The sequence below is a fragment of the Borreliella kurtenbachii genome, from assembly GCF_030437945.2.
GTDB classification, from domain to species: domain Bacteria; phylum Spirochaetota; class Spirochaetia; order Borreliales; family Borreliaceae; genus Borreliella; species Borreliella carolinensis.
The window spans coordinates 693,239-718,706 of sequence record NZ_CP124058.1; the positions used below are offsets into that span (position 1 = coordinate 693,239).

General features: G+C 28.4%; 25 protein-coding genes. 17 read left to right on the forward strand and 8 right to left on the reverse strand.

Annotated elements, in window-relative coordinates; all coding sequences use genetic code 11:
* Positions 1 to 16: 16 nt before the first annotated feature.
* Positions 17 to 1,150 carry a HemN-related non-iron pseudo-SAM protein PsgB gene (gene psgB, locus QIA22_RS03870; RefSeq protein WP_301611897.1) on the forward strand — a complete coding sequence of 378 codons (1,134 nt, stop codon included), beginning with the start codon at positions 17 to 19 and terminating at the stop codon, positions 1,148 to 1,150.
* Here psgB and rpiA read toward each other — a convergent pair.
* On the reverse strand, positions 1,137 to 1,823 hold the full coding sequence (gene rpiA, locus QIA22_RS03875; RefSeq protein WP_301611898.1) for a ribose 5-phosphate isomerase A: 687 nt from the start codon (positions 1,821 to 1,823) through the stop codon (positions 1,137 to 1,139). The two genes, psgB and rpiA, sit on opposite strands and share 14 nt — an antisense overlap.
* Positions 1,824 to 1,968: 145 nt before the next feature.
* Here rpiA and gpmA point away from each other — a divergent pair, with 145 nt between their 5' ends.
* A complete protein-coding gene (gene gpmA, locus QIA22_RS03880) occupies positions 1,969 to 2,715 on the forward strand; it encodes a 2,3-diphosphoglycerate-dependent phosphoglycerate mutase (protein ID WP_301611899.1) in 747 nt (248 codons plus the stop codon).
* Between the two features lie 68 nt (positions 2,716 to 2,783).
* Here the strand turns inward: gpmA and lysS are convergent, their stop codons facing one another.
* Both lysS and era read right to left on the reverse strand, forming a co-directional pair.
* On the reverse strand, positions 2,784 to 4,349 hold the full coding sequence (gene lysS / locus QIA22_RS03885; RefSeq protein ID WP_301611900.1) for a lysine--tRNA ligase: 1,566 nt from the start codon (positions 4,347 to 4,349) through the stop codon (positions 2,784 to 2,786).
* An 82-nt stretch (positions 4,350 to 4,431) separates the two neighbouring features.
* The gene (gene era, locus QIA22_RS03890) at positions 4,432 to 5,304 is read right to left on the reverse strand and encodes a GTPase Era (protein WP_301611901.1); all 873 of its coding nucleotides are present in this window, start codon (positions 5,302 to 5,304) and stop codon (positions 4,432 to 4,434) included.
* 105 nt (positions 5,305 to 5,409) lie between these two features.
* On the opposite strand from era, the gene QIA22_RS03895 reads away from it, so the two are divergent.
* Genes QIA22_RS03895 through QIA22_RS03905 form a run of 3 tightly spaced genes read left to right on the forward strand, consistent with a single transcriptional unit; the run spans position 5,410 to position 6,655 of the window.
* Complete coding sequence (locus QIA22_RS03895) at positions 5,410 to 5,766, forward strand: hypothetical protein (RefSeq protein ID WP_301611902.1); 357 nt, start codon at positions 5,410 to 5,412, stop codon at positions 5,764 to 5,766.
* Between the two features lie 9 nt (positions 5,767 to 5,775).
* Positions 5,776 to 6,186, forward strand: coding sequence for a hypothetical protein (locus QIA22_RS03900; protein WP_301611903.1), 411 nt, complete (start codon positions 5,776 to 5,778; stop codon positions 6,184 to 6,186).
* A 19-nt stretch (positions 6,187 to 6,205) separates the two neighbouring features.
* Positions 6,206 to 6,655, forward strand: coding sequence for a DUF192 domain-containing protein (locus QIA22_RS03905; RefSeq protein ID WP_301611905.1), 450 nt, complete (start codon positions 6,206 to 6,208; stop codon positions 6,653 to 6,655).
* A gap of 8 nt (positions 6,656 to 6,663) precedes the next feature.
* Here QIA22_RS03905 and QIA22_RS03910 read toward each other — a convergent pair whose 3' ends face one another.
* On the reverse strand, positions 6,664 to 7,335 hold the full coding sequence (locus tag QIA22_RS03910) for a hypothetical protein (protein ID WP_301612208.1): 672 nt from the start codon (positions 7,333 to 7,335) through the stop codon (positions 6,664 to 6,666).
* Between the two features lie 57 nt (positions 7,336 to 7,392).
* Here QIA22_RS03910 and QIA22_RS03915 point away from each other — a divergent pair, with 57 nt between their 5' ends.
* From QIA22_RS03915 to QIA22_RS03950, 8 genes are all read left to right on the forward strand, one after another.
* A complete protein-coding gene (locus tag QIA22_RS03915; RefSeq protein WP_301341789.1) occupies positions 7,393 to 8,352 on the forward strand; it encodes a glycosyltransferase family protein in 960 nt (319 codons plus the stop codon).
* A complete protein-coding gene (locus QIA22_RS03920) occupies positions 8,345 to 9,343 on the forward strand; it encodes an N-acetylmuramoyl-L-alanine amidase (protein WP_301612210.1) in 999 nt (332 codons plus the stop codon). The genes QIA22_RS03915 and QIA22_RS03920 overlap by 8 nt, the downstream gene beginning before the upstream one ends.
* Positions 9,333 to 9,875 (forward strand): flagellar filament outsheath protein, encoded by a 543-nt coding sequence (locus tag QIA22_RS03925; RefSeq protein ID WP_301611907.1) that lies wholly within the window; start codon positions 9,333 to 9,335, stop codon positions 9,873 to 9,875. The genes QIA22_RS03920 and QIA22_RS03925 overlap by 11 nt, the downstream gene beginning before the upstream one ends.
* A 77-nt stretch (positions 9,876 to 9,952) precedes the next feature.
* Complete coding sequence (gene flaA, locus QIA22_RS03930; RefSeq protein ID WP_301611908.1) at positions 9,953 to 10,978, forward strand: flagellar filament outer layer protein FlaA; 1,026 nt, start codon at positions 9,953 to 9,955, stop codon at positions 10,976 to 10,978.
* A gap of 66 nt (positions 10,979 to 11,044) precedes the next feature.
* A complete protein-coding gene (locus tag QIA22_RS03935) occupies positions 11,045 to 13,639 on the forward strand; it encodes a chemotaxis protein CheA (RefSeq protein WP_301611910.1) in 2,595 nt (864 codons plus the stop codon).
* A gap of 7 nt (positions 13,640 to 13,646) precedes the next feature.
* Positions 13,647 to 15,047 (forward strand): CheR family methyltransferase, encoded by a 1,401-nt coding sequence (locus tag QIA22_RS03940; RefSeq protein ID WP_301611912.1) that lies wholly within the window; start codon positions 13,647 to 13,649, stop codon positions 15,045 to 15,047.
* Positions 15,048 to 15,058: 11 nt separating this feature from the next.
* Positions 15,059 to 15,544: a chemotaxis protein CheX gene (locus QIA22_RS03945; RefSeq protein ID WP_014023886.1), complete on the forward strand. Its 486-nt coding sequence runs from the start codon at positions 15,059 to 15,061 to the stop codon at positions 15,542 to 15,544.
* A 39-nt stretch (positions 15,545 to 15,583) separates the two neighbouring features.
* Positions 15,584 to 16,024: a response regulator gene (locus QIA22_RS03950; protein ID WP_002557259.1), complete on the forward strand. Its 441-nt coding sequence runs from the start codon at positions 15,584 to 15,586 to the stop codon at positions 16,022 to 16,024.
* Positions 16,025 to 16,064: 40 nt separating this feature from the next.
* Here the strand turns inward: QIA22_RS03950 and QIA22_RS03955 are convergent, their stop codons facing one another.
* The 4 genes from QIA22_RS03955 to QIA22_RS03970 are packed head-to-tail and all read right to left on the reverse strand — an operon-like array spanning position 16,065 to position 19,139.
* Complete coding sequence (locus tag QIA22_RS03955) at positions 16,065 to 16,580, reverse strand: hypothetical protein (protein WP_301611922.1); 516 nt, start codon at positions 16,578 to 16,580, stop codon at positions 16,065 to 16,067.
* Positions 16,577 to 17,623 carry a hypothetical protein gene (locus QIA22_RS03960; RefSeq protein ID WP_301611923.1) on the reverse strand — a complete coding sequence of 349 codons (1,047 nt, stop codon included), beginning with the start codon at positions 17,621 to 17,623 and terminating at the stop codon, positions 16,577 to 16,579. The genes QIA22_RS03955 and QIA22_RS03960 overlap by 4 nt, the downstream gene beginning before the upstream one ends.
* Entirely contained in the window at positions 17,617 to 18,480 is an 864-nt protein-coding gene (locus QIA22_RS03965; protein WP_301611925.1) for a hypothetical protein, read from the reverse strand. Before QIA22_RS03965 ends, QIA22_RS03960 begins: the two co-directional genes overlap by 7 nt.
* Complete coding sequence (locus tag QIA22_RS03970; protein ID WP_301611926.1) at positions 18,477 to 19,139, reverse strand: HAD family hydrolase; 663 nt, start codon at positions 19,137 to 19,139, stop codon at positions 18,477 to 18,479. The genes QIA22_RS03965 and QIA22_RS03970 overlap by 4 nt, the downstream gene beginning before the upstream one ends.
* Positions 19,140 to 19,397: 258 nt before the next feature.
* On the opposite strand from QIA22_RS03970, the gene QIA22_RS03975 reads away from it, so the two are divergent.
* The 4 genes from QIA22_RS03975 (at position 19,398) to QIA22_RS03990 (ending at position 25,468) form a co-directional block, all read left to right on the forward strand.
* A complete protein-coding gene (locus QIA22_RS03975; protein ID WP_301611927.1) occupies positions 19,398 to 21,008 on the forward strand; it encodes an ABC transporter ATP-binding protein in 1,611 nt (536 codons plus the stop codon).
* The gene (locus QIA22_RS03980; protein ID WP_301611929.1) at positions 21,009 to 22,160 is read left to right on the forward strand and encodes an ABC transporter permease; all 1,152 of its coding nucleotides are present in this window, start codon (positions 21,009 to 21,011) and stop codon (positions 22,158 to 22,160) included.
* Positions 22,132 to 23,058, forward strand: a complete 927-nt coding sequence (locus tag QIA22_RS03985; RefSeq protein WP_301611931.1) for an ABC transporter permease — start codon at positions 22,132 to 22,134, stop codon at positions 23,056 to 23,058. The genes QIA22_RS03980 and QIA22_RS03985 overlap by 29 nt, the downstream gene beginning before the upstream one ends.
* A 154-nt stretch (positions 23,059 to 23,212) precedes the next feature.
* Positions 23,213 to 25,468: a methyl-accepting chemotaxis protein gene (locus QIA22_RS03990; protein WP_301611932.1), complete on the forward strand. Its 2,256-nt coding sequence runs from the start codon at positions 23,213 to 23,215 to the stop codon at positions 25,466 to 25,468.

Here is a 25,468-nt window from a genome sequence, read left to right on the forward strand (position 1 = left end):
TTTTAAAAGACCAATTATGAGAGCAGATCTTTTACCTCTTATCGAGTTAAGTTTTTATATTAATGTGTCATTTTGTTGTAAAGATTTTATCATTTTTAATAGAATTTTAAAGGAATTAAAATGTTATTTAACCTTGTTGGGTCATCCAATTATAAAAACACTTTATATTAAGCATGTAGATTTTTGTTTATGTAGTCAAGATAATTTAAAATGTATTTTTACTTCCTTGTCCAAATATATTAATTTGGCCTTATTAGAAGAGTTTACTTTAGAAATTATTCCAGGCTATGTTGATTTTGAAAAATTCAAACTTTTGGATGAATTTTGTATTACTAGAATTAATCTTAATGTTCAAAGTTTTTCTTTAGAGTTTAGAAAGATTGTGGGAATGCCTGAGATTTCTTATGAAAAATTGAATATTTTGATTAACAATATTAGAAAGTTTCCTTTTGATTTAAATATTGATATGACTATCAATATGCCTTTGCAAAAAAAATCTCATCTCAAGCGAGATTTGAAAGAATTGCTTTCATATATGCCTGAGCATATTTGTTTTAACGATTTTATATGCGAAGAGGAAGACTTTGTCTTGAGAGATTTTGATAACGGGATTGATTCGGAAAAGCTGTGGTTTTATGCCCTAGATTGCTTAGAATCTAGTGGTTACATTAATTATGAAATTACTAATTTTGCATTAAAGGGTCATGAGAGCAAGCACAATAAGCTAAATTGGAAGTTAAAACCTTATTTAGGATTAGGGGTGCATGCTGTAAGCCTGCTTTTTTGTAATGACAAGAATAATAATGTAAAGGCTTTGATTAGAAAAACAGGTAATTTTGTTAAAGCAAATAATCATTTAGTAACGTTTGAATTGTTAGATGATTTACAGTTTTTTATTTATCATTTTATTCAAGGGCTTGGAAGTATTCAAGGTGTCAGCTTGAGAGATCTTAAGCTTAGATTTGAGTATAATGAAAAACAATTTTTTAAGTTTATTAATTACTGTTCAACTTTAAGTAGAAAATTTGTTTTTGATAATAATGTTATGCTATTAAAAGGGCGTGAAAGGTTTAAGTTAGATTTTTATTTAGTAAAAATTATAAACTATTTTAATGATAACTTTTTTAAAGTTAAGTTTAGGCTTCCTTGATTTGTTTGTCTTGGTAATAAACTATTTTTGTGTTTTTATGGTTGAATATTCCAATCTCAAGTATGCCTGGAAATAGTTTGAAGTATTTTTCTGTTCCTTCAGGATTTTCCACATTCATTTTTACATCTAAGATATAATTATTGTTATCAGTTATAGTGGGTCCTTTTTTTTCTTTACAAATTCTTAAGGTTGGCTCTAAATTCATTTCTTCAAGCCTAGTCATAATAAATCCAACAGCATTTTGGGCAACTTCTATTGGAATAGGCATTTTGGTTCCTAATTTTTTTACAATTTTTGTTTCATCTGCTATTATTAGCAGTGTTTCTGAATTGTAAGCTATTACTTTCTCCATTAGATGTGCGCCACCCATTCCTTTTATTAAGCTTTTTTTTTCTAATAAAATTTCATCAGCGCCATCAATTGCAATGTCTAGATTTTTGTTAAGTTTTGAAAAATTTGATTCATAAGGAATTTGTTCTTTTGAGAGTAAATATTTTGTATCATTACTTGTTGTATAGAATTTTAAATTTTTTAAGCTACCCGATTTTATCTTTTCGCTTAAATATTTTATTGCATAATAAATAGTTGTGCCTGTTCCAATTCCAAGATTCATATTGCTTTTGATGTAGTGATCAATTGCGTATTTTGCTACTAAAATTTTTTGATTTTCCATAAATTCTTTTCCCTGCTTGATAAACTTAAAGCTTAATGTATTTTAAAGTATATCATTATTTAATTAAGGTTGAAATCTTGACTAGATTTTGTGCTAATTTATAATTATTAGTATTAGTAAATAAAATAATATACTAGGAGATTTTATGTATAAATTAGTTTTAGTAAGACACGGAGAGAGTGAGTGGAATAGAGAAAATCTTTTTACTGGCTGGACAGATGTTAAACTTTCTGATAAGGGTATCGATGAGGCTGTAGAGGCAGGTTTACTTCTCAAGCAAGAAGGTTATTCTTTTGATATTGCTTTTAGTTCTTCATTGTCAAGGGCTAATGACACTTTAAATATTATTTTGCGAGAACTAGGTCAATCTTATATTAGTGTAAAAAAAACCTGGAGATTAAATGAAAGGCACTATGGGGCTTTGCAAGGTTTAAATAAGTCAGAAACAGCTGCAAAATATGGGGAAGATAAAGTTTTAATTTGGAGACGCAGTTATGATGTTCCCCCAATGTCTTTGGATGAGTCTGATGATCGTCACCCCATAAAAGATCCAAGATATAAACATATTCCTAAAAGGGAGCTTCCTTCAACAGAGTGTCTTAAAGATACTGTTGCAAGAGTTATTCCTTATTGGACTGATGAGATTGCAAAAGAAGTTCTTGACGGTAAAAAAGTTATTGTTGCTGCTCACGGCAATTCTTTAAGAGCGCTTGTTAAATATCTTGATAATTTAAGTGAAGAAGATGTTTTAAAGCTTAACATTCCCACAGGTATTCCTTTAGTTTATGAATTGGATAAAGATTTAGACCCCATTAAACATTACTATTTAGGTGATGAAAGCAAAATTAAAAAGGCAATGGAATCTGTTGCTAGTCAAGGAAAGTTGAAGTAACGGGTTATTTGCATTAAAGTCTTAATAAGTCATATAACTATGACTTATTTTTTTATTAATTTTAAGGCTTAAATATATTTACTTGTAATCTTTTCAAAGCGATCCATACCAATTATTTTGATAAATCCAGCTAATTTAGGCCCTTTTTCTTTGTCGATTAAAATTTTATAAATTTGTTTAAAAAACAAAGCGGGTTCTATATTATTTTCTCTTGAAATTTTATATATTTCGTTTTGAATGTCCTGTTCTGTAGCAACTTCAAAATTTTTCTTTAAAAAATCCAAAAGTTCATTAATTGCTTTTTTGCTATTTTTTTCTAGTATTTCTATATTATCAAATTTAGATCTTAATGAAAATTTGAAATCTTCGGGTGCAAAATCTCTTATCCAATTAATTGCGCAGTTTATTTTGTTTATTAGTTTGTCTTTTTGGTCTTCTTGAACGTTTTTCAAGTAATTTAGAATTTTATTTATATTATTTTCAAATATTTGACAGATTACACTTAAATGTCTAAATCCGATTTGATAAGGGATTCTTTTGCTTGGCATGTATGGTTGAGATAGTTCGTAAATTCGTTTAAATGTTCTTTTTTTTTCTTCTTTTATATCTTCTACTCCGTAGTAGATCCTCTCAAACTTGTCGTAATCTTCGTATATTTTAATTACATCAAGATCGAATGAGATCGAAAATTCAGTATTTGGTTTTGTTGCTGCAAATAAAAATCTTGTGACTTCGGGTGTGTAGACCTCAAGAACATCTTTGAGCGATATGACATCTCCTGATGAGGAGGATATTTTTCCACCACGTCCTTTTATTGAAATAAAGTCATATTGAAATGTTACAGGAGGGCTGCCTTGAAAAATTTTTACAATATTTTTAGATGTATCAAAACTGCCGCCACTGCTGTGATGGTCTTTTCCTGCAGGTTCAAAGTCAACTTTTTCATATTTCCATCTCATAGGCCAATCTATTCTCCAAGGAAGTTTAATGGCCCACGTGGTTCTTATATCTAGAGATTCTTGATTTCCACATTCACATGAGTACTCAACAGAGTGATTGTTGTCATAATTATTTACAGCTGTTGTATCCTTATTGCATTTTGTGCAAAATATACTGATTGGATACCAATTTGCTTCAAGCTTTGAAGTTCTGTATTCGTTTAATGCTTCAGAGAGTTCTTTTTTATGATCAAGTGCAAATTTTATTTGGCTTGCATAAGCGCTGTTGGTATATTGTTTGCTTTGGTCAATGAATTCAGGATTGATCCCCACTATAGGCAGATATTTTTCAAATTCAATTTCATTAGCTCTTGCATAACTTGTTTTGTGGCTTCTTGTGTCAGGGACCCTTGTTATTGCTTGTCTTAAATAGGTTGTAAGAAGTTCCTGTTCTGGCATATTTTTAGGAACTTTTCGAAATACGTCGTAATTGTCCCAAGAATAAATAAATCTTACTTTTGATCCAGAGTCTCTCAGAGCTCTTGCTACAAGGTCTACCGAGATAACTTCTCTAAAATTGCCAATGTGCACAGTTCCAGACGGAGTAATTCCTGATGCTACTGTGTACAAGGTTTTTGGACCTTTTTCTTTTTTTATTTTTTCTGCGTAAAAATCCGCCCAGTGCGCTGTTTTCACATTTTATTCCTAATTTAAATTTAGATAAATTTTAACATTTTGTTTTTCAAGTTTCAAGAATTTAGAAAATTGTAGTTGAATATTAGTTTATAAGTCTTTTTATTAGCTTGTCTTCTTTGTTCCAATTTTTTTTAAGTTTTACCTGGAGGAATAGGTTGCATTTTGTTTCAAAAATTTTTGCAATTGTTTTTCTTGCTCTTTCTCCTATTGATTTTATTTCTTTCCCGTTTTTCCCCACAATTATTCCTTTTTGACTTTCATTTGCTACAAAAATATTTGCCCTGATAAAAAGGCTTCCCTTTTTATTTTCTAAGGTATCAATATCCACATACAAAGAATAGGGAAGTTCTTCTTTTAGGTTTTCAATAGCTTTTTCCCTTATTATTTCGCTAATTCTAAAATTTATTTCTTGATCGGTGTAGTATTCTTGTGGATAATAAAGCGGGCCTTCTGAAAAATTTTCATAAATTTTATTTTTTAGTTCTTCTATGTTAATTTTCTTTTCAGCAGATATTTTAATTATATTGCTATTTTCTATTTCTTTTTCTTTTAGAAATTGTGTTATTTCGTTTATTTTTGTATTTTTAAGGTCAATTTTATTAAGTATTACTAAAAAATTAATTTTAGAGTTTTTAATTATTTCTAACATTTTGTTCTCTTCTTCTCCAGGTTTGTCTTGAATGTCTATTATGTATAAAATGAGTTCAACTTCTCCTATTGAAGAGTGTATGTTTTTCATCATTGCAATATTAAACTTTTTTTTACTCAGATGAAATCCTGGTGTGTCTATAAAAATAATTTGTCCTCTGTCGTCCGTAAAGATTCCTTTTATTTTATTTCTAGTTGTTTGCGGAATAGGGGATATTATTGATATTTTATGTCCGCATATTGAATTTAAAAGGGTAGATTTTCCAGTTGATGGTCTACCAAGTATTGCTGCAAATCCCGATTTCATGTTTTAGCATCCCTTAAATATGTAATATTTATATAATTTTTATTATAATTAATTAATATAGTATTTTAAATACTTATTTTTAAGTAAAATTTGAGGAATTTTCGTTTGGCAAAGGTAAATTTTGAAGTTTTTTGCGAGCAATGTGGTGAAAAAGTTGGACTTAATCGTTCTGTTTGTCCTAACTGTGCTGCTAAGCTTGGTGATATCGAATGTCCAAATTGTAGGCACGTAGGTCCAGTTTCTGCTTTTGGAGAAGGTTGCCCTAATTGTCACTACAGTCCTTTTCAAGAGCTTAAAGAAAAACCCTTTAAAAGAAAAGAAAGAGCAAGAATGGTAAGCAATAGAGCAGCTTCTAAAGCCTTAGTAAGGCTTTTCCATTTTGGGATTAATGCGGATATTTTGCTTTATTTATTTTCAAGTTTTTCATTTGTTATACTTTTTCTTTATATTGTTTATGGCTAAAGGCTTTGTATGGGTATTACAGTTTTTTATTTATTTTCTATTTTTACATCTTTTGTTATGGGTTCTAGCATGGAGTCTGTTAAAGAGAATATTCTTAAAAGTACTATTTTTTATTATGATATTGAAGAAGTTGAATTTCCTTACGCTAAGAAGCAGACTTTACAATTTATTGCTAAAACCCATTTAAAATATGCTGTTTTTAATTTTGACAAAAATAAAATGTTTTCGTACACTTTTGTTTTTGATAAAAAATTAATATCTCAGTATTCAATTTTTATTGAGGTAAAGAAAAAGTTTGGCGAGGCTACACTGGTAACGCCTTTGAATTATTTATGGGATCTTGGTGATTGTATTATTGTTTTAAATAAAAATATTTTAAGAATGACTTTAAAATCTTATATTTTAAATTATAATAATTGATTTTTAATAAGGCTTATAATTGAAAACAATTTTAAAACGGTTTTTATTTTTAGTTTTATTGCTGTCTTTTTTATCTTTTACTGATCATTTTTATGATAAAGAAGTTGTGATAAATGGGGTTAAGTTTTTTGTAAAAATAGCATCTAATGAGTTTGATAGGGCAAAAGGCTATATGGGTACTCAAAAAGTTGAATATGGTAATGGAATGCTTTTTGTTTTTAAAAAAGAGCAAATTTTATCTTTTTGGATGGAAAATACACCTTTGCTGCTTGAAATAGCCTATATTGATTCAAATGGAATTATTAAAGAGATTTATGATTTAGAGCCGTACTCTAGGGCGAATGTTAATTCTCTTTATAAGGCAAAGTATGCTCTTGAGCTTCCAAGAGGCTCATTTTCTAAATTTAAAATAAAAATAGGTGATAAGGTGCATTTTTGCTTTGATATTAATTCTTTATTAGTAGAATGATTTTGAGATTATTGGGCTTTGATTTCTTGAAGTTCTTCTTCGATTTGATCTTCTTTAAGTTCATTTTTGTCAGATTCTTTTGTTGAATTTATTTCTTCTTGCTTTAAGGTAGATTGTTTATTTGATTCATTTGCATTGTTATTTGCTTCATTATTGTCAATGTTTTCGTTGTTTGTTGTTATTATTTTTTTAAAAATAGTTATTGTTGATGCAATCTCGTCAATTGCATCAAGCAAAAATGTATCACTTGTAAATTCTTCTGCTTTTACAATATATACCAAAGAGTTGATTCCTTTTTCTGCATTATGAATGATCTCCCATGATCCAAATACTCTGTTATTATAGCTATCGCTCATAAGGGAGTCAGATATTTCTTTTATTTTTTGTGTGTTTATGTCAAATACTTTGACAATTCCAAATATTTCTCTTATCTTTGAATTTTTATATGAGTTTAGCCTTGATCTGATTATTACTTCTTCTCTTTCGTTATTGTTTATATCTTTAAATGCTATAAAGTCATTTTCTGAATCTATTTTATATTCAATTTTGTTTTTATCTAAAAATTTTTTAATTCTCTTGTCGTAATGTATATTCTTATGGTTGCAAGAAATGAGTGCAAAAATGATAATAATCATGCTGTAGAATAATGTATTAATATTCATTATTCTTGCAATTAACATTGTATTATTTGACATATGATTATTATAATTTAATTGTAAGGATTTTAAAAGTAATTTATGCGTCTTCCAGGTAGCGGCTATTCATATACTGTTATTCAATCTAAAAATAATTATTCACAAAAATCTTCTTTTGGAATTTCTTTTGTAATATTAAGCAGGGGAACAAAAATTTTTAGAGAAGATTTGTTTGAATTTTTATCAAATTTTGATTTTATAAGAGAAATAATTTCAATTGAAAAACAGAGCAATAGAAGTTCTTTGCAGTTCATCTCAGAAAGCTACGGGAAGTTAAAATTTATTTTACTTTCTGATGATTTAAATTCGGGGGAAAAGGTTAATTTAGCAATGAAAGAATCCAGCTGTGATTTTGTTTTTGTTTTGCAAAGTGATATGTACTTGTTAAACCCTTTTTGGATTCCAAATATATTCGATGAAATAGTTAAAAAAAATGTTCTTCTTGTTGGGGGGGAGTTTTTTGACAAAGAAGAGGAAATGATCCCTTCAATTTTTCTTCCAAGTATAGATAAAAAGCAAAAGTTTAAGGTAATTTTAGTAAATTCTGAGAAAGATTATGAAAAAACCTTGATTACTATGGATTATTGCGGACTTTATTCTAAAGAGAAATTTTTACAGCTTGGGGGTTTTGACGGAAGGATTCAAAATGAATATTTTCAAAGAATAGATTTTGGACTAAGAGCTGTTTATTTTGGTGAACATGTTTATATTTATAGAAAGCTGAGAATCCAGTATACTGCATTAAATTCACCAGAAAATTTAACCAAAAGCAAAAGTTTTTTGATTTTTTTACTTAAGAATTATGTCCCAATTTTTGTTGGAAATGGCGTTGTTTTTTCTTTTTTAAGGTTTTGTAAAATTTGTTTAAAATACAAAATTAATCCCTTTCTCTTCCAAAAAGAGTTTAAAGAGATAAAAGGTGAGATTGCTAAAAATAGCTTAAGATTCAAAGGAGACTTAAAGAGTGCCATTGAGCTTTGGGAAAATGATATTATTGATTGATTTGATTTTGTTTTCATATTTAAGCTTGTATTCTAAGACCCCCGATTACTTAAATGTTCTTGATTTTTTTGATACTAATGTTTTCAAGTTCGATTTTAACATTGAAAATGATGTTTTTACAATTGAAAATGACAAAGGATATTTAAAGTTTAGGGTAGGCTTTGAATATGCGCTTACATCTTCTGGTTATTATATGTTTGTAGACCCAATTATTGACATTCGTGGAGAAATTTTAATAAGTCAAAAGGTGTTAAAACAAATTGAAAATTATTTCAGTTCTCTTAAAGGTTATAATAAACCTAGAATTACTTCGATAATCATTGATCCTGGACATGGTGGACATGATACTGGGGCTATTGTAACTTTAAAGATAAATGGCTATGATGTTGTGCTTAAGGAAAAAGATTTTGCATTAACCTATTCTATATATTTGTCTAAAATTTTAAGTAATTATTTTGTAAATAAAAATATTTTATTAACTCGTGTAAATGACGTTTATTTAACTTTAAAAGAACGGTCAGAATTTGCAAATGCAATAAAGCCAAATTTTCCAAATAATGTTATATTTTTATCCATACATGCTAATGATGCTCCAAATAGTGAAGCCCGGGGAGTTGAGTTTTGGTATCTTCCTAAGGATTCAAAAAGAGAAGTTATTAAAGATTTTAAAGGATATGATATTAAAGGTAATAGATACTTAAGCGAGCTTAATGATATACTAGATATTAAATATAAATATGAATCAAAAAGATTGGCTGAAATTTTGTATAAAGTTTTTAAAAATGAATTAAGCGAAACTAATATTAGGCCAATCAGAGAAGAGCAATGGTTCGTAATAAAAAACAGTAGTATGCCTGCTGTTTTGATTGAAATGGGGTTTTTGTCCAACATTTTAGACGCTAAATTAATTTTGGATTATAATTACATGAGCAAATTTAATATTCTAATACTTAAAGCTTTAATGGAATTTATAAATTTTTATGAAAAATAATATTTCGGATGTATTTTTTAAGTATAATGCAGTGATTTATGAATTTTTAAATTCGAAAAAAAAGTATATTGTTAAAGTGCTTTTGGGGTTTTTGGCAGCAAGCTTTTTGTTTTCTATTTGTATGGTTTTTTTAAATTATGACAATCTTTTTTCAAAAAAGGTTTTTTATTTTCATTCTAGTAAGGGATTTGTTGCTAATTTAAGATATTTAAAAGATAAAAAAAAAATAAAAGATAATTTAGATCTTTTAGTAAAAGATTTCCTTTTAGGAAGCAATGAAGGGTTTTCTTTTGGATTTTTATTAAGTGATGCAAGATTTTTATATTCTTTTTTAGAAAATGGAGTTTATTATATAAATCTTTCAAGAGAATTTTATGATTCTTTTAATAATGGTGATTATAATGAATCTTTTGATGTTAAGGTCAATCTGTTTGCAATGTCTTTAATAAAAACAATGCGCTTTAACTATCCTGGCAAAATAAAAAAGCTTGCTATTCTTATTGAAGGGTGTATCTTGAAGGAGCAAAGTTGATAAATTTAATTTTACTAATAACAACAATTAAAAAACGAAAATTTTATAAAAGATTTATATATAAGGAGTTGGTTTAAATGAAAAGGAAAGTTAAAAGTATTTTATTTTTTTTATTATCCACCGTTCTTTTTGCTCAAGAGACTGATGGATTAGCAGAGGGTTCTAAAAGGTCAGAACCTGGAGAATTAGTTTTAGATTTTGCTGAGCTTGCAAGAGATCCAAGTTCAACTAAACTTGATCTTACAAATTATGTTGATTATGTATATTCAGGAGCTTCTGGTATTGTTAAGCCGGAAGATATGGTTGTAGATCTTGGGATAAATAATTGGAGCGTTTTGCTTACTCCTTCTGCAAGGTTGCAGGCCTACGTTAAAAATTCAGTTGTTGCGCCCGCTGTTGTTAAGAGTGAGTCAAAAAGGTACGCAGGCGATACTATTTTAGGAGTAAGAGTTTTATTCCCAAGCTATTCTCAATCATCTGCTATGATTATGCCGCCATTTAAAATTCCTTTTTATTCAGGAGAAAGTGGAAATCAATTTTTAGGTAAAGGCCTTATTGATAACATTAAAACCATGAAAGAGATTAAGGTGTCAGTTTATAGCTTAGGATATGAGATAGATCTTGAAGTTTTATTTGAAGATATGAATGGTATGGAATATGCTTATTCTATGGGTACTTTAAAGTTTAAAGGATGGGCTGATTTAATTTGGTCAAATCCCAACTATATTCCTAATATATCATCTAGAATAATTAAAGACGATGTTCCAAATTATCCTCTTGCTTCAAGTAAAATGAGATTTAAGGCTTTTAGAGTTTCAAAATCGCATAGTTCAAAAGAGCAAAATTTCATCTTTTATGTTAAAGATTTAAGAGTTCTTTATGATAAGTTGAGTGTCTCAATAGATTCTGATATTGATAGTGAGTCTGTATTTAAAGTTTATGAGACTAGTGGAACCGAATCTCTTCGTAAATTAAAAGCACACGAAACTTTTAAAAGAGTTTTAAAGCTTAGAGAAAAAATTTCTATGCCTGAAGGCTCTTTCCAAAACTTTATAGAAAAGGTTGAGAGTGAGAAACCTGAAGAATCATCTTCAAAAAATTAGGTTTAAATTAATATGTAAAGCTGCCTAAAAGGTTGGCTTTACATATATGAGATAATAGGAAGTAGTATGGAAATATTAGATTTGGAAAATGAAGAGCTTTTAGGAGTTTTTTTTGAAGAGGCTCAAAATCTTGTAGATATCCTTGAAGAGAATATTATGTCACTAGAGGATGATCCTAATAATTCTGATACTATTGATGAAATATTTAGAGCAGCTCATACTTTAAAAGGAAGCTCTGCTTCTCTTGATATGATGGAGCTATCTGATTTTACCCATATTGTTGAAGATGTTTTTGATGCCATTAGAGATAGTAGGGCAAATATAAACAATGATCTTGTTGATCTGCTTTTAAGCTCATTGGATGTTATTAAGGAAATGCTTGCGCTTCGTCTTGACGGCAAGGTTTATTTGAATGATATAAGTGATCTTAAAAGTAAATTAAAGCAATTTTTAGTAATTGATGATCAGACTCGTATTAAGAGATTTGACGAAAATCCAACCAAAAATAATTTTTGTCTTTCAGAATCAGATCTTGAGGAGATAAGAGAAGGGCTAGGAATTGGACAAAAGGTTTTAAGGATCAGTGTTGTTTTTAATGCAAATAAAGATTCCGATGTGGAAAATGGCGGACTGAAAATATTTAATATTTTAAAAAATTTAGGATCTGTACTTCATACAATTCCTAAATATGAGCAAATCATAGAGAATAAATTTTTAACAAGAGTAGATTATTATCTGATATATTCAGATATAAAGGGCGTGAAAAAAAGTTTAGATTCTTCAAATTTAATTGAAAGCTATTTGGTTGATGAATTTAATGTAAAAGAAGAATTAAAAAAACTTGCAGATAAAGATATTAAAGATATTGATTCAGATTCCAATCTTGTTTTAAATGATGGTTTTGATTTTACAGAGGATGAAATTTCTGATTTATTGCTTGAGGTTGAAAATCAAAAATTATTTAGAGTTAGATTGGATTTTGTGAAAGACAATCCTATGTCTACTATTAGTGGTCTTCAAATGCTTCAAGCATTAAAAAGTCTTGGAAAAGTTTTCAAGTCTCTCCCAGATTCTAGCGAATTATTGGCAGATAAGTTTTTTGATTTTGTAATATATTACTTAATATCAAATACCAGTGCAGACAGCATTGCTAAAAAAATTAATTTACCAGATGTTGTTAGTCATTTTGAAATCAAAAATGTTAATTTAGAATCTTTAAAGAATGTGAGCCTAAAAGAAAAGGATGAAGCATCTCTTAAGGAAAATAGAAGTATTAAGAAAAATAGTCCAATTAGTGTTAATTTAATTAGAATAGATAGTAAAAAAATAGATTACATATTAAATCTTGTTAGTGAAGCTGTAATAAGTAAATCATCTTATAATCAAATAAATTCAGAAATGATTACATTATTTTATAATTTTAATTATTTTTATGATTATCAAGAAAGTTTTCAGAGAAACTTTTTAATTGACTTAAAGATAGTTTTCAAAGATGCAGGCTTAACATTAGAAGATGAGGTTGAATCACATATTAATTCTTTGATGAATCTTAAAATGGAAAAGACCCTTAATGATATATCTGAATTGAGAAATTCTTTTTTTAGGCTTCTTCAAAATTTTAAGATGACTTCTGGGCGACTGTCAAGAATAATTACAGATTTGCATGAGAGTGTTTTAAAAACTAGAATGTTGCCAATATCTAATATCTTTTCAAGGTTTACAAGAGTTGTCAGAGATCTTTCAAAGAAATTAAATAAGATTGTAAATCTTAAAATGGAAGGAGAAGAAACCGAGCTTGATAAGTCTGTTATAGATGACCTTGTAGATCCTTTGATGCATTGTGTTAGAAATTCAATGGATCATGGTCTTGAAACAGTTGAAGAGAGAGTTAAAAGGGGAAAGAGCAAAGAAGGTACTATAATTTTGCGTGCTAAGAATGAGGGCAATGTAATATCAATTGAGATTGAAGATGATGGGATTGGTATAGATCCAAAGGTTATTAGGCGAAAATTAATTGAAAAGGGAATAATAAAAGAAGATTTAATTTACTCTGATTTTGAACTTATTAATTTAATTTTTGCTCCTGGGTTTTCAACAGCAGCTCAAGTAACAGACCTTTCAGGCAGAGGAGTTGGTCTTGATGTTGTGAAAAAAAGCATTGAAAAGCTTAATGGAACTATTTTAGTGGAATCAGAAATTGGCCTTGGAACAATTTTTAAAATTAAACTACCATTGACGTTAGTGATTATACAAGGTCTTTTAATAAAGTCGGGGTCTGAGACTTATGTTATTCCTTTGAATAATGTTCTTGAAACTCATAGAATAACCGAGCATGATATAAAATTGCTTGAAAATTATCATGAAGTTTATAATTTAAGAGATGAAGTCGTTTCTGTACTCAGACTTGATAAACTTTTTAACATAACAAGAGATGATTCATTAATAGAGAAATTTTTAATAGTTGTTAATACTAGCAACATGAAAACAGCAATTGTTGTAGACTCTATTCTTGGTGAGGAAGATTTTGTAGTAAAGCCTATTAAAGATAAATTTTCATCAAGCGCGGGTATAGTTGGGGCTACTACTCTTGGTAATGGTAAGGTTGTATTAATAATTGATGTTTTTAAGCTTTTTGATTTACAAAAAGATACTAAGGAGTGAATCTCTTGTGCAGATAAAAGAAATTTATTTTGGACCCAAAATTTCAGATGATAAAAATTGCAATTCTAAATTAACCAATTTTGATTTTAAAGTTGTTTCTTTTGAGCTTGGATCGGATCATTATTTAGTAGACATTATGCAGGTTAAAGAAATTAGAAAATCTAGTAATTTTACTTATGTTCCAAATGCCAAAAAGTATGTAGCTGGGCTTGATAATTTAAGGGGTGAAATAATTCCTATTATAGATCTTAGAATAATGTTTAATTTAGAATTTAATAAAAAAGATATTGAAGATATTATGGTTTTAAAAAACGAAGACCTTCTTATAGGGGTAATTGTTGATAAAATTAATAATGTTTTTTCAATAGATTCTAGTCTTATTCAAGATCCACACCCAGTTTTATCTCAGGATTCTTTAATAAATTATATAAAAGGTGTTGTAGATTATAACGAAAAGCTTTATATACTTCTTAATGTTTTTAAAATTTTTAATTATGGTGAGGAAGAAAAGTTATTAAAATCTGATCAAAATCTTGTTGAAAAAAGCGACTCTGTAAGCGATTGTGACAATTTAGATATACTAGAGAACAATAAGAGTGAAGTTTCTAGTAATGTTTCTTCAAAAAATGATAATAACAATGAAAATTCAACTCTAAACAATCTTGCAATTTTAAATTTGGAAAGTATTAAAAAAAATCTTTTGAAATACTCGTTTAATTCTTCATTGGTAAGTGATGTGTTTTTGGAAAAAGTTGGAGTAAAATTTAATATGGTTGATGCTGATTACTTGCCTTACGATAGTTTTTTAAATGAATTTTATTCAAAATCATCAGGAAATTTATGGAGAGCTGATTTTTTGGAAGAATTTAAAAATGAGATTGTTGAGAGTCACTTAAATTTTATGGACAGCTTAAATTCTATTTTCAATGTATTGGAAATAGGTTGTGGCAGTGGAAAAGAGACTATGGCTTTAGCTAATGCCCTGTTTGAATATTATGTAAAACCGTTTAAGTTGACAGCCATTGATAATGATTTATCAAAAGTTGTTGAAACTTCTAGGTTGATGTTTTCAGAGTCAGAAATTGGTATTAGTGAAATTTATCGTAGAAACTCTTTTGAACAAAGCCCTGGAGTTTATAAATTTAAGTCAGAAATTCTAAGTAATGTTTTGTTTGAATATTCCGATGCTCTTTTTTCAGATTTGCCTGATAATTTGGGAATGGTTTTTTTAAAAGATGTTTTATGTTTCTTGGATAGTGAAAATCAGATTTTGATTTTAAATATCATTGCTTCTAAAGCTATTAAAGGGGCTCTTTTGGTTTTGGGAGATAACGAAGAGCTTAAAAATAATGATGTTTTTATAAAAGAGAAATCTACAAAATATTTTAACTTGTACAGGAAAGTCTAAAGGAGAAATTAATGAGAATAGATTATATAGAGCCATTTTTGGATGCTGCTTCTTCGGTTTTAAGAGATATGTTGCTTGTTGAGAATATAGAAATGGGCAAACCCGGGCTTAAGTCGATAAATCAAAAGATAAAAGGTGTTTCTGTAATAGTAGGACTTGCTGGGTCTGTTGAGGGTAGTATAATTATTGATATGGATATAGACACAGCTCTTTTTGTTGCTTCTAAGTTAAATTTTGAAGAGTATGATGATTTTGATGATGAGGAAACAAAAGAGATGGTTGCTGCAACTCTAACTGAGGTTGGCAACATTATTGCTGGAAATTTTGTTACTACTTTGCATGCCAAAGGTTTTGTATTTGATATAACTCCCCCAGCTTTTATTTATGGAGAAAATATGAAAATAAGTAATAAAGGTTCTGAGGCCTTAATTGTTCCTTTTTCTTTGCCTGATGGTAAAATTATAGAAGTTAATATTGCAATAAGAGAGAGGGTTTGATATGAGAAAAATTCTTTTTATTAGAAAAGAGAGGTTAATATGATCCAAAAGACTACAATTGCTGCAGATTCTTCATCTAAACCTAGAGGAATTAATTATGATACAGGTATTCCTTTTAATGTTTTAATTGTTGATGACTCTGTGTTTACCGTAAAGCAACTTACTCAAATTTTTACATCAGAGGGTTTTAACATTATTGATACGGCAGCTGATGGAGAGGAGGCTGTGATAAAATACAAGAATCATTATCCCAATATTGATATTGTCACTCTTGATATTACCATGCCCAAAATGGATGGAATAACTTGTCTTTCTAATATTATGGAATTTGATAAAAATGCTAGAGTGATAATGATATCTGCTTTAGGCAAAGAACAATTAGTTAAGGATTGCTTAATAAAAGGAGCAAAAACATTTATTGTTAAACCATTAGATAGGGCAAAGGTTCTTCAAAGAGTGATGTCTGTATTTGTTAAATAAATTATTTATAAAAAAAGTTCAATCTTTAATTTTATTATTTTCATTCCTTTGGGAAAAAAATCATTTCATTACTTATTTTATTTGAATCCTTTAAAAAATAAGTAATGTTAAGGTTGAATATTTTTAAAGGTTCTGTATTATTTTCTATGTAAAGCTCTAATTTGTAAAATCCTTTTTTTGTGTATAATAATGAATAGCTTTTAAAAATTCCATGTATATTTTTAATTTTAAATATTTTATATTTTAAAAATTTTTTATCAATAAGTTCGCTTTGAATTAGATATTTATTTGCTTCTTTGTAGTTTGAATTTAATAAACTGTAGTTAGTTTTATTGAGCATTATGCTTTGTACAAAATGTTCTGTTAGTTTATAAATATTTTTTTCTATTTCACTTATTGGAAGATTGGTATAGTATTCTTTTTCTAAAATTAAATTGTAAGATGAATATTTTTTTATTTCTTCGTTTGCTCTTTTTTCAATTGAGATGTCCAAAAGCCTAGCATTAATTGGAAAATTCAATAATGTAAATAGCGCTGTGATTATTTGAATTTTCATTTTATTTCCTGGTTTTTATTAATTATTTTTTTTACTTTTTCAATTTCTAAAGGTATTTTGCTTTTTCGCTTTGAGTTTAGTTTTTCTTTTAGCAAAAGATTGTTAAATAATTTTGCAAGTTCATATACTTTTTCTTCGCTTAAAGTAAAAGGAATTTGAATTTTTCGATATTCTAATGGGTCTTGTAAAATTTTTGTCATTAAAATAATAGGATTTAAAAAGCTTGCTTTAAAAAATTTATAAAAATTCATTAAAAAAATAGTAAATGATGCAAACAATGTAAATAGAAAAATCCCAAGAATAGAATCGCTTTTTCTTTGCAAATATTTATCTATATAAAATTTTGTTTTCTCTATTTCTATTACTCTGTATTCACTAGGACTGTAGTAAACAAATATTTCGTCTGATTTTGAGTATATTATGTCATCTTTTTCCTTGATTATTAAGATGAAGGGATATTTTTCTTTAATGTAAGCTTTTTCATTTATTATTGATATATTTTTAATAATATTAAATTCTTGTTTTTCTGGTATTGAATTTACAATTTTTGAGCTTGATATTATTATAAAAAATGTAAATGGTATTAATAAACTCATTGAAAACGTCCTAGCAAATGCTATTAGTATTAGGTTCTTTTCTTTTGAATTGTAATATATTTCTATTATTAGGTCGTTAAACCTAAGAAGTCTTAAAAATCTTAACTTGAAAAGTGATAGCATTATTGGATTTAATATTGTTTCATGAGCGACAATTATGTTTTTAAGCTGATATGAACTGTAAAATGCTAAAGGGATAAGGCAGTGAATTATATCAAAGAATAGATTGTTTCTGACGTAGATTTCTAATCTTTGGGAAAGGTAGGCTTTGGTTATTTTGTATAAAAAAATAAAAATAAAAATTGTGTCAAATAGAAAGCCAAGAAATATTAGTGCAAATCGTATTTTGTATGGTAAAAAAAGAATTATTGAGAGTTCTTCGATTAAAAGTTCAAATATTGAAAAAATTATTATTGCTTTTAAGAAAATTGAAAATTTTTTTACCATTTATTTCCCTTAGCTATTTCTAATAATTCTTTAATTATTCTTGAATCATATTCTTTAGAGCCTGACTGTTTTATTGAAAACCAACTCTCATCATATCCAATAAAACCTTTAACCGGGTTGTTTTTGTATTTTGGAGTTCTTGCTCTGGCTGAAAAAATAGCAATTAATGTTGAAATTGGAGACATTGTTTGCAAAGTTTCATATTTAAAAAAGCTTTCAATTATAAGCTTGGCCGTTTTTTCGTCTAGAAAATCGGTATCATTGCTTATTGCTTTTGAAGTGGATTCAATGTTTTTAGTAGTAAGCTCTATTCCTTTCTCAAAGCAGTATTTGATTACCAATACTTTTAAGAGAAGTAATATCTTTATATAATTTTTTATGATGTCTGATGAATAAAGTGCTTTATTTTCCTTTTGTATTAAATATATTGTATAAGAGTTTTTTCCTTCAAATAGTTTGTTTATGTAAAAAGTAATGTATCCATTGCTTATAGTATTAAAATTATAAAAGAATTCTTTTCTTAAAGACGAATTGACTTTGATAAAGTTAAATATCAAATTTAAGTCGTTTTTTGTCAATTCTTTGCTAAAAAGAGGCTTTACAATATTAAAATCAATAGCTTCAATGCCAGATAAAACAAATGGTGTAATCATTATATCTGTTTTATCTTTGACGTATTGAATCAGGTCTTTAAGTTCTGATTCAAAATCATTTTTGATGAATGTGGCAATGGTTTTTTTATTTTCTTTTAAATAGCTAAGCATTTCAATTTCTTTTTCTATAGCAGATAAACTTTTTATGCTTTCATGATTGAATAGATAATGATATAGATAAGGGAAATATGGCTTTACATTCATTTTATTAGATCCAATAGTTCAAGTGGATTATGTATTATGTGTTTTGCTCCACTTTCTTTTAATTCTTGAACACTTCTAAATCCCCAAGAAACCCCTATTGGCACAAATCCAGCGTTTAGTGCAGTTAGCATGTCTACATCGCTGTCTCCAATATATGCAATTTCTTCTTTTTGGACATTTAATTCTAATATCATATCAAGAGCATTTTCAGGATCTGGCTTTGGTGGAAATTTTTTTGAATAACCCCTGATTTCAAAAAAAAATATATTTTCAAAAATATTTTTTACCAAATTTATTAATTCTTCGTGATTTTTATTGCTTAAAATTCCAATTGGAATTTTAAGTTTATTCATAGTTTCTAGAAGGATTTTTATATTTTCGTATGGTTGTGTTTGGGATGAAAGATTTTTATTGTATTCTTTTACAAATTCTTTGTAAAGCTTGTCTTGTAGATTAGTATTATTATATTCAAGAGATAATAGCTTTAGAGTGTCTATTACAAACATGTTAAATCCTCTACCAACAAGAGCATTAAATTTGCTTAGTTCTATTTGATTGTATCCTAAGTTTGAAAGGGCAGAATTCATTGAGAATGCAATATCCATAATGCTATTTACCAGGGTTCCATCCATATCAAAAATGCAGGCTTTGATTTTCATAGTACTCTCTTTTATAATGGTTTATTTATTATATTATTTTAACATTAATTTGCTCTCTTTATTAAGGTTTTTATATTTTAAGCATTTTTTATTTACTAGTAGTTAATTTTTATAAATAATTAACTTTTATAAATAATTTATTTTGTTTTTTAAAATTTAAAATGCTATTGAAAATATAAACTTTAAGTTTTATTATATTTCATTAGAATAGAATATTGTAAGTCAGTTGTGTTTGATATTTATTAGGGTTAAAGCTTGATGAAAGAAGATGTACTAGTACTAGAAAATATTACAAAAAGTTATGGCGATTTTGTTGCCAATGATAATGTTTCTATTAAATTTAAGGCAGGCGAAGTTCACGCTATTCTTGGGGAAAATGGTGCTGGAAAGACCACTTTAATGAAAACTATTTATGGGATTCATCAAGTAAATAGTGGTCGAATTATTTTAAAAGGTCAAGAAATAAGCTTTAAAGATTCAAGCGAAGCTATTCGAAATGGGATTGGAATGGTTTTCCAACATTTTATGTTAATTCCACAATTTACGGCTGTTCAGAACATTATTTTAGGATATGAAAATTCAAAATTTGGTTTTCTTGATTACAAACAAGCTAGAAAAAAGATAAGTTATCTTTCTGAAAAGTACGGTTTAAAGATAGATTTAGAAAAAAAGGTTGAAGACTTGAGTGTTGGAATGGAGCAAAAAATAGAGATATTGAAAGTTCTTTATCGAAATGCAGATATTATTATTTTTGATGAACCCACAGCAGTGCTTGCTCCAAGCGAAGTTGATGATTTTATGAATATTTTAAAGGTACTCACTCAAGAGGGTCATACTGTAATACTTATTACTCATAAAATAAAAGAAATTAGATCTATTGCAAAGAAATGTACAATTATGCGTCTTGGGAAAGTTGTAAAAACTGTTAATATTGCTGAGATTGATGACAGAGATCTTACAAAATTAATGATAGGAAAAGAAGTTGCACTTCGCTCATCTAAAATTAAATTTGAAAATCATTTTAATGTTCTTGAAATAAAGAATTTAAGTGTTAAAGATGAGAGAGGAGTTTTAAAAGTTAAAGACGTTAATCTTGATCTGAGAAATGGGGAAATTCTTGGGATATCAGGTATTGAGGGAAGTGGACAGGAAGATTTAGTTGATGCAATTTTGGGCTTGAAAAGCATATTTAAGGGCGATATTTTGAAAAAAAATTCTTTGGGGAGTTTAGAATCTTTAAAAGGTTTAACTATTAAACAAAGAATAGATAAAAAAATTGGAAGTATTCCTTCAGATAGGCAAAAACACGGCCTTATTTTAGAATTCAATGTTATGCAAAATATTGGGCTTAAGAGCTTTGACCGTCCTGATTATTTGAAATTAAAAAAAATTCATTCAAAGAGTAATTTTGATTTAAAATTCAATTTTTTTAATTTTATTAAAAGACAATTTGATAAAGTTAAAAGACAATTTGTGGGGTTTGATCTTAATATTTTAAAAAAATTGAGCAATCAACTTGTAAGTTATTTTGATATTAGGCCAAGAGATATTTTAAGCAAGGTAAAGTATTTATCTGGAGGCAATCAGCAAAAAGTTATTGTTGCTCGTGAGATTAGTTTAGAGCCAGATATTCTTTTAGCTATTCAGCCTACAAGAGGCCTTGATGTTGGAGCTGTTGAGAATATTTACAAAAGAATAATAGAGCAAAGAGATGCCGGTAGATCTGTTTTATTGGTTTCTCTTGAGCTTGATGAGCTTGTTAGTGTTTGTGACAGGATAGCGGTAATGCATAGTGGAAGGATAGTGGGTATTTTAGAGGACAATTTTGATGTTGATGTTATTGGGAAAATGATGATAGGTTTAAGCTAAATGAAAATTAGTAAAAACGTATTTAGTAAATTTATGTTGAAATTTTTAAATTCTTCAGCATTTGTTAGTGTATTTGCGCTATTTGTTGGATTTTTAATTGTTGGACTAGTGGTGATGGGGCTTGGTCATTCTCCTTTTAGAATGTATTTTATAATATTAGAGATTATATTTTCTTCTCCCAAACATTTAGGTTATGTTTTAAGTTATGCAGCTCCTTTGATTTTTACAGGGCTTTCTATTGGCATTTCTTTAAAGGCAGGTCTTTTTAATATTGGGGTTGAGGGTCAGTTTATACTAGGCTCTATTGTTGCTTTAATAGCATCAATTTTACTTGATTTGCCTCCAATTTTACATATAGTTGTTATTTTTATTATTACTTTTATAGCATCAGGTATTTTAGGGATTTTAATTGGATATTTAAAAGCCAAATTTAATATTAGCGAAGTGATTTCGGGAATAATGTTTAATTGGATATTATTTCATTTGAATAATATAATTTTAGATTTTAGTTTTATTAAAAGAGATAATAGCGATTTTTCAAAACCCATTAAAGAAAGTGCATATATTGATTTTTTAGGTTCTTGGAAGCTCTCTCCAGAAGGTCTTGATTATAGGTCTTCTCATCCTTTTGTTAATGAACTTTTAAAAGCGCCCCTTCATTTTGGAATAATTTTAGGTATAATTTTTGCTATTTTAATATGGTTTTTGCTTAATAAAACTATTATTGGATTTAAAATAAATGCCACAGGAAGTAATATTGAAGCTTCAAGATGCATGGGCATTAACGTAAAAGCTGTGCTCATTTTTTCAATGTTTCTCTCAGCAGCTGTTGCAGGTCTTGCTGGGGCTATTCAAATTATGGGTGTTAATAAAGCCATATTTAAGCTTTCTTATATGGAGGGAATTGGTTTTAATGGGATAGCTGCTTCTCTTATGGGAAACAATTCGCCAATTGGCATAATATTTTCCAGCATTCTTTTTTCTATATTGCTTTATGGAAGCAGTAGGGTTCAAAGTTTAATGGGGCTTCCATCTTCAATTGTATCTTTGATGATGGGAATAATTGTTCTTGTAATTTCTGCTAGCTATTTTTTAAATAAAATTGTTTTAAAAGGTGTTAAGCGTGTCAAATATAATAATATTCTTGATTAGTGAAACTCTAATAAATTCTCAAACTTTAATTTTAGCTGGTCTTGGGGGTCTTATAAGTGAGAAAAGTGGAATTATTAATATTGGGCTTGAAGGAATAATGACAATAGGAGCATTTTCAGGAGCTACAGTTGCATATTTTACAAATGATCCATTGTTTTCAATTTTTGTTGGGGGGCTATCGGGGCTTTTACTTGCTGTTTTGCATGCTGTTTTTACAATTTTTTTAAAATCAGATCAAATTATAACTGGAATGGCGCTTAATTTTTTAGGACCCGCTATTGCTGTTTTTATAAGTACTTTAATTTTTTCTTCTATTTCAACTCCGCCTATAGAAATAAAGTTGCCGATACTTTTTGATGGAATTTTAAACAAAACATTTTTTATCTTCCAAATTTTTGGTAAAAGATATTCTGTATACATTGCAATCTTAAGTGTGGTTTTATTTCATATTGTTTTCAAATACACTAAAATTGGGCTTAGAATTAATGCTAGTGGCGAAAATCCAGAGGTATTAGAGTCTGTTGGAGTTAGTGTAAATAAGATTAGATTTTTTTGTGTTCTTTTGAGTGGGTTTTTAGCAGGGGTTTCAGGTGCTGTTCTTACAACAGTGGTTGCATCAAGTTATGTGCAAGGGGTTACGGGCGGACAGGGTTTTATTGCTATTGTAATGTTAATTTTTGGAAAATGGACGCCTTTGGGAGTTTTAATTGGCAGTTTTTTATTTTCATTTGTGAAAACTTTGACAATTGTTTTGGCTCAATCGCCCTTTCTGGCTTTAATAATGCCTCCTAGAGTATTAGTTATTACTCCATATTTAATTATTATTTTAAGTCTTATCTTTTTTTCAAAAAGAAATTATGCGCCTAAGTTCTTAGGAATCCCCTATAAAAAGCATTAGCAATTAATAATAGCTTATAATTTGTTTTTCATATTGTGAAAATTCTTTTAATTTTTTAAGAGTTTTTGATTTTTTGCTGTAAATTTTTTTTTGATACCCTTTGGTCTTGAGTTTGTTTGATTAAATAAGTAGATGATTTGTGAGGTAGTTTATTATGTTATTAAAGCTTAAATATAGGTTTGTTGGATTTTTATTATTGTTTTTAATTTTTATACTGTTACTTTTTTCCATGATTTTTAATTTTGTTTTATGCGGTTATTTAGAAGATTATTATAAGCAGCTTACAAGGGCACAAGTAAGAAGGGCAGCTTTTTCTACGCAATCTTTTTTAGATACCTTGTATGTCATAATCAATGGTGCAGCTTCTAATTTGGCACTCGAAACCATATCAGAATTTGCAATTTCTGAGAATAGAGGAAAAGATTTTTCTGAGTCTGAATTGATAGATTTAAGAAAAAATTCAAAATTTGTTATTGATTCTGTAAAGGTGAGCAAAAAATATCGACGTTACTTATACAATTTTATGTCCGATCTTAAAAATGATACCTTTTTTGAAGAATTCGCTTTTTTTGATTTTGAAGGGAGAATAATTGTTAGCACAAGACATGAGAATAATATGGATTTTGGTCATTCTGAGGCTAATACTAATTATTTTAAAAGAGCTGTTGAGGATTATAGGCAAAACCAATTAAAATTTATAGGCTGGTATTCAAATCTTTCTGAAGGAATATCCGCAGAAGTTGCTATTAGGTCTAGACAAAGCGAAAAAAAGGCTTTTGCAATAATTGTACCCGTATACTCTCCAGAAGACAAACTTGTTTGTGGGTATTTGGCTGGATATCTGCTTAATGATATTTTAGCAGATAGTTTTGATAGATTTAGATTCGGTTTTTATAAAAGAGGCAATTTTATTTATGTGGATCCTAATAATATAGCAGTTAATCCTTTTGAAGAATATAATGAAACTAGTAGAGTTAGTTCTAAATTTTTAAATACCCTTAAAGATGTTTTTTCTAAACCACCTCTTTTATCAAATATTCCTACCGAAGTTTCGGTTTACACTATTGATAGAATATTTTTATCCGAAATGGGAGAAGAGTGTTACTATGCGCTGCTGCCTATAAGTAGTAAGTTAGGAGAGAAGAGTGGAGTACTTATTGCTCGGCTTCCTTATAAAGATATTTACGGAGTAATATCTAGTCTAAAATTTCAGTATCTTTTATATTCTGTCTTAGGTATTGCTGTGTTAAGCTTTGTTCTTTTAATGAGAATAGATAAGATTATTAGTTTTCGTTTAAATTCAATTAGAGTTTTAGTTCAAGATATGGTTAAGGGTAATTTAGATAAAGATTATGCCCTTGATGATGATAGTGTTTTTGATGAGCTTGGAATGTTAAGTCTTCAGGTTGTGAAAATGAAAAAAGCTATTTCTGTAGCGATTGCAAGTGTTTTGAGAAATATTAGTTATGTAAATAAGGCAAGTTTAGAAGTTGCCAGTTCAAGCCAAAATTTAAGTTCTAGCGCGTTGCAGCAGGCATCTGCTCTTGAAGAAATGTCAGCTAATGTTGAGCAAATAGCCTCAGGCGTAAATATGAGTGCTAATAATTCTTATGAAACAGAACAAATTGCTTTAAAGACAAATGAAAATTCTCAAATAGGTGGTAGGGCTGTAGAAGAATCTGTTATTGCTATGCAAGATATTGTAGAGAAAGTTAGTGTTATTGAAGAAATAGCCAGAAAGACCAATTTGCTTGCTTTGAATGCGGCTATTGAAGCTGCAAGAGCCGGGGATGAAGGAAAGGGATTTGCTGTTGTGGCTAGTGAGATTAGAAAGTTAGCTGATCTGAGTAAAATTTCGGCCCTTGAGATTGGAGAGTTGGTTGAAGATAACTCTAAAGTAGCAACCGAAGCAGGAGTGATTTTTAAAGAAATGTTACCTGAAATTGAAGAAACGGCTAATCTTGTTAAGAAGATTTCAGAAGGTAGCTCTAAGCAGAGTGATCAGATTGCTCAATTTAAAATGGCTTTAGACCAGGTTGGAGAAGTTGTTCAGTCTTCAGCTTCAAGTAGTGAGCAACTTTCTAGCATGTCCGATAAAATGTTAGAAAAGTCTAAAGAGCTTAGAAAATCTGTATTATTTTTCAAAATTAAAGATTCTACGATTGAGAATCTAGAAGATGATGAATATGATTTTAGGTTAATGGATTGTCTTGAAAATTCTTTTAAAGATGAAAATCAAAATTTAAAAAGTAATGAAGTTTTAACTTTAAATGGTAATAGGAATAATAATTCTTTAGATATTGAGAGCGAGCCTTCTGTAAGAACTATTAATAAGCGAGTTGACCCTAAAAAAGCTATCGATATTGCTGATAAGGATTTAAATTTTGATGATGATTTTTCAGAGTTTTAG